Source organism: Rhodovarius sp. (assembly GCF_040399605.1).
GTDB lineage: Bacteria > Pseudomonadota > Alphaproteobacteria > Acetobacterales > Acetobacteraceae > Rhodovarius > Rhodovarius crocodyli_A.
In genome coordinates, this window is sequence record NZ_JBBARU010000148.1 from 1 (window position 1) to 3,304 (window position 3,304).

At 68.4% G+C, this 3,304-nt stretch carries 4 protein-coding genes and 1 tRNA gene; 4 read left to right on the forward strand and 1 reads right to left on the reverse strand.

Features of this window, described 5'->3' with window-relative positions; genetic code table 11:
* Position 1: 1 nt before the first annotated feature.
* From ABWP84_RS18380 to ABWP84_RS18395, 4 genes are all read left to right on the forward strand, one after another.
* Positions 2-76, forward strand: a tRNA-Thr gene (locus tag ABWP84_RS18380).
* Positions 77-118: 42 nt separating this feature from the next.
* A complete protein-coding gene (locus tag ABWP84_RS18385; protein ID WP_353213475.1) occupies positions 119-241 on the forward strand; it encodes a hypothetical protein in 123 nt (40 codons plus the stop codon).
* 66 nt (positions 242-307) lie between these two features.
* The gene (locus tag ABWP84_RS18390) at positions 308-1,315 is read left to right on the forward strand and encodes a Gfo/Idh/MocA family oxidoreductase (RefSeq protein WP_353213476.1); all 1,008 of its coding nucleotides are present in this window, start codon (positions 308-310) and stop codon (positions 1,313-1,315) included.
* Positions 1,312-2,271, forward strand: a complete 960-nt coding sequence (locus ABWP84_RS18395; RefSeq protein WP_353213477.1) for a tripartite tricarboxylate transporter substrate-binding protein — start codon at positions 1,312-1,314, stop codon at positions 2,269-2,271. Before ABWP84_RS18390 ends, ABWP84_RS18395 begins: the two co-directional genes overlap by 4 nt.
* Positions 2,272-2,343: 72 nt before the next feature.
* Here ABWP84_RS18395 and ABWP84_RS18400 read toward each other — a convergent pair.
* A partial coding sequence (locus tag ABWP84_RS18400; protein ID WP_353213478.1) for an FAD-dependent monooxygenase occupies positions 2,344-3,304 on the reverse strand: 961 nt, incomplete at its 5' end.

Sequence of the window (3,304 nt, forward strand, 5' to 3'; positions counted from 1 at the left end):
CGCTGCCGTAGCTCAGTGGTAGAGCACTCCCTTGGTAAGGGAGAGGTCGAGAGTTCAATCCTCTCTGGCAGCACCATTTCCCCCCTTGGTCGTCAGGGGCTCATCCCAATCAGCAGCGTTGTTTCAGGCGCTCGCCGTCTCCGCCCGGGTCTATGCCCTGGCGCAAGGCCAGGTGGTGCTCGAGGCCCAGGAACCGGGCCTGCCGCACCGGCTGGAAAGGGCCTATTTCGGCCAGGGGTAATACCACCCCGGTTGTCCTATTCCCGCCCTGTGCCGATGATAGCACTTTGTGGGAGAGCATAGGGCCATGATTCGCGCCGCCATTATCGGCTTGGGCAGCTGGGGGCAGCACCTTGTCCGCAATGTCCAGGGCATCAGCAGCACCATCCAATTCACCGCCTTCGCCACCCGCACCCCGGCCAAGGCGGCCGAATTCGCCGCCGCCAATGGCCTGCGCATGCTGGAAAATTACGAAGCCGCCCTGGCCGACCCCGATATCGATGCCGTGGTGCTGGCCACCCCGCACCGCCAGCACACCGACCAGATCGTCGCCGCCGCCGCCGCCGGCAAACATGTGTTTTCCGAGAAACCGCTGGGGGTGAACGCCGCCGAGGCCGCCCGCGCCGCCCAAGCCTGCGCCGATGCCTCCGTCACCCTCGGCGTTGGCTACAATTGGCGCTACCAGCCCGCGCTGCGCGAAATCCGCCGCCTGATCGATGACGGCACGCTCGGCCGCGTGCTGCATCTCGAGGGCAATTTCTGCGGCCCCAGCGCCTATCGCTTCCCCCAGGGCCATTGGCGGCATGACAGGCAGGAAGGCCCCGCCGGCGGCATGACCGGGCGCGGTGTCCATGTGGTCGATGCCATGCTCTACCTCGCCGGCCATATCGAGCAGGTGACGGCGCAGAGTTTTCGCCTCGTGCAGGATTTCGGCATGGATGACACCACCTCGATGCTGCTCCGCTTTGCCTCCGGTGCCACCGGCTATCTCGGCACCGTCATCGCCAGCGCCGAAACCTGGCGGCTGCAGGTCTTCGGCAGCAATGCCTGGGTCGAGGTCGGCGATGTCGAGCACCTCACCACCTGGGATTTGCGAGTCTGCAAGATCGACCGGGCCAATATCGGCGCCAAGCACCCGCCTGAGGTGATCTCCTTCCCCAAAACCAGCACCGAGCGCGCCGAGTTGGAAGACTTCGCCGCCCATATCCTGGCCCGCACCCCCATGGCGCTGCCCGGCGGCGATGCCGTGCACAATGTGGCCCTACTGGGCGCCATCATGGCCTCCATCGAAAGCAGCGGGCCGGCGCGGCTATGAGTGCCTTCCCCCGCCGCGCCGCCCTCGCCCTGCTGGCCAGCCCGGCGCTGGCGCAGGATTACCCCAGCCGACCAATCCGGGTGGTCGTGCCCTCCACCCCCGGCGGCCCGCCCGACCTGGTGCTGCGCGCCATCACCCCCAGGCTCAGCGCCGCCCTCGGCCAGCCAGTGGTCCTGGAAAATCGCGCCGGCGGCGGCGGGCTTGTCGGCACCGCCTATGTCGCCCGCCAACCGGCCGATGGCCTCACCTGGCTCTTCACCACCGCCAGTCACACCAATATCCCACCCTTCAATGACAATGTGACCTATGACCCGGTGCAGGATTTCACCCATGTCACCCTGGCCGCGCAGAATTTCGGCCAGGTGCTGGTGGTCCACCCCTCGGTGCCCGTGACCACGCTGCCGGAACTTCTGGCCCTCGCCCGGCGCGATCCGGGCCGGCTGACCTATGGCAATGCCGGCAATGGCACCGCCAGCCATATCCCCGCCGAAATCATGAAGAGCATGACCGGCACCGATATCCTCTCCGTGCCCTATCGCGGCGTGGCCGAGGCGGTGACCGACCTTCTCGCCGGCCGTGTCGATATGTTCTTCGTCGGCACGCAAATCGCCCAGCAGCATGTCCAAACCGGCCGGCTGCGCGCCATCGCCCTCACCGGCGCCCGCCGCTGGGCCGGTATGCCTCAGGTGCCGAGCATGGCCGAGGCCGGGCTGCCCGGCTTCGAGGTGGTAAACTGGTTCGGCCTCTGGATGCCCGCCGGCGTCGCCCCCGCCATCGTCACCCGCGTCCATGCCGCCGTGGCGAGCGCGGTGGCAGACCCCGAGGTGCGCCAGCAATTCGACACGTTGGGCCTTGAGGGTGTGGCCATGCCGCCCGCCGCCTTCGCCGCTTTCGTGGCCGAGCAGGCGCGGCTGGCGCAGGAGATTGGCCGCAGGGTGGGGCGGTCGGGCGGCTAAAGGCCCCCCAACCCCCTTCTTCAAACAAAAGGTTAGAGCCTGTGCAGTGAGCCAAGGCGAACGGAGCAGGCTCTAAACCTGCTCAACGAGCCCCGCGCTGACCGCCTCAGGCCCCGGCACTTCCGTATAGAGCCTACGCAACTGGGCCATGAAACCCGCCCCTGATTTCGCCAAGGAACCCGCCCGCGCCTCCCGCGCCAAAGGCGAAAAGCCCGGCAGCAGCGTGTCGGAGGCCTCCAGGCTGAATTGCCGCACCCATTCCACCCTGCTGTCGCGCAGCCGCGCCACCGCCTCGGGCCCGCCGCCCGCGCGCAGCACCGCCCCGGCCAGCACGCCATCCTCCACCGCCTGGGTGGCGCCCTGGCCCAGCGTGGGCAGCATGGCATGCGCCGCATCGCCGAGCAGCAGCACCCTCCCATCCAGCGCCATACGCTCCAGCGGGCTCTCCTGCAGCCGCGCCCAATGCAGCCGGGGCGCATGCTCCACCAGCCTGTCACGCATCCAGGCCATGGCGGGGGCGATGCGCCCTGGCGGCGTATAAAGCGCGTGCTGGAAGCTGGCGCTGCGGGCAGCCGCCGGAATCTCCGCCTCAGCCGCATCCAGCGGCACACTGCCAGCAATATAGGCAGACCCACCTGGCGATTTATAAGCCAGCAGCCGCGCCGCGCCATTGAACCACTGGCCGTAATCATCCAGCGGCGCACCGGATGCATCGGGCACCAGCAGCCGGGTCAAGGCCACGCCATGCAGGCGCGATTTCGGCGCGCCCAGGGTGATGGCGCGCAGCGCGGAATAGCGCCCATCCCCCGCCACCAGCAGGTCATAGCCACCGGGGCGGATCAACCCGCCGCCCTCGCGCAGCACCGGCACCAGCCGCCCCTTTGCATCCTCCTCCAAAGCCTCCAGCGTGCAGCCCCGCCGCGTGCGGCCCGCTATCGGCGCCCGCAACACATCATACAGCGCCGACCAGCGCAGCCGGATCCCTGGCTCTTCCGCCACCTCGGCCAGATCAAGGTCAGACAGCCGCTCGCCA

Excerpts from the sequence above, each read along its gene's own strand:
- ABWP84_RS18390 (WP_353213476.1), top strand. The coding sequence starts at position 308 with ATGATTCGCGCCGCCATTATCGGCTTGGGCAGCTGGGGGCAGCACCTT.
- ABWP84_RS18395 (WP_353213477.1), top strand. The coding sequence starts at position 1,312 with ATGAGTGCCTTCCCCCGCCGCGCCGCCCTCGCCCTGCTGGCCAGCCCG.